This is a genomic window from Streptomyces albipurpureus (assembly GCF_023701525.1).
GTDB classification, from domain to species: Bacteria; Actinomycetota; Actinomycetes; order Streptomycetales; family Streptomycetaceae; genus Streptomyces; species Streptomyces albipurpureus.
The window spans coordinates 1-1252 of record NZ_JAMQAW010000092.1 but is presented as its reverse complement, the minus strand read 5'-3'; the positions used below and the strand labels follow the sequence as shown (position 1 = coordinate 1252).

The window sequence follows — 1252 nt, the reverse complement described above, 5'->3', positions numbered from 1 at the left end:
CCCGTCACCTCCTGGGACCTCGACGACCTCGGCCTCGACGCCGGCCAGGTCGGATCCACCGGAGCGTGGACCGCCGTGGACGACGCCGTAGCCCGACCCCCACGCACCGCGGGCACCATCATCAAAGACGAAGGCGAAGGCGGCCGGCACATCGCCGACTACCTCGCCACCCACAAATTCATCTAACCCCCCACCCCACCACACCAACCCAATCCACAGCACCAGACCCGACCCACCAGGCCACCAGAGGCCGGGCCCACCGCCCACCAGACCCGCACACCGAACACACCCCAACCACACCCCGGTCCGATACACCCAACCCCGAACCGACACCACCAGGCCCACCAATCCACCAGGCCAAATCCACTGGACCAATCCACCAGACCCGATCCACTGGACCGACCCACCAGACCCGATCCACTGGACCAACCGACCAGACTCGATCCACACCACACCCCGGTCCGATCCACACCACACCCCGGTCCGATCCACACCACACCCCGGTCCGGTCCGCACCGCACCCCGGGGTCCGCGCAACACAACACCCCAACCCTCCCCCCGCCACCCCCTCTCCAACGCTCCCCTTCGTCGTCCTTCCCCCTCTTAGACGTCGCCCTTCGTCGTCCATCCCCTCTTCGTCGTTTGTCTGTAGGAGTTGAAAAGTCTCATGGCTGATGTCCTGGTCTACGTCGATCACCTCAACGGCGCCGTCCGCAAACCCACCCTGGAACTCCTCACCCTCGCCCGACGCCTCGGCAACCCCATCGCCCTCGCCCTCGGACCCGGCGCCACCGACACCATCCCCACCCTCGCCGAACACGGCGCCACCCACATCTACACCCACGACGCCCCCGAATACACCACCCACCACACCACCCCCCACCTCAACGCCCTCCACACCACCTACACCCAAACCCAACCCACCACCGTCCTCATCACCTCCACCACCGACAACAAAGAAATCGCCGCACGCCTCGCCCTCCGCACCAACTCAGGACTCATCACCGACGCCACCGACATCACCCCCACCAAAAACGGACCCACCACCACCCAAACCGCCTTCGCCGCCTCCTACACCACCCACTCCCACACCACCCACGGCACCCCCATCATCACCATCAAACCCAACTCAACACCCATCCAAACCCACCCCACCACCCCCCAACACACCACCCTCACCCCCACCACCCCAACCACCCCCACCACCCACATCACCCAAAACACACCCCGCACCGCCACCGGACGCCCCGAA

Annotated in this window: 2 pseudogenes; both read left to right on the top strand. The window is 66.1% G+C overall.

Annotation, left to right across the window (positions count from 1 at the left end):
• A pseudogene (locus tag NBG84_RS37360) lies at positions 1-186 on the top strand (electron transfer flavoprotein subunit beta); the annotation flags it as partial.
• A gap of 481 nt (positions 187-667) precedes the next feature.
• Positions 668-1252: pseudogene (locus tag NBG84_RS37355) on the top strand (electron transfer flavoprotein subunit alpha/FixB family protein); the annotation flags it as partial.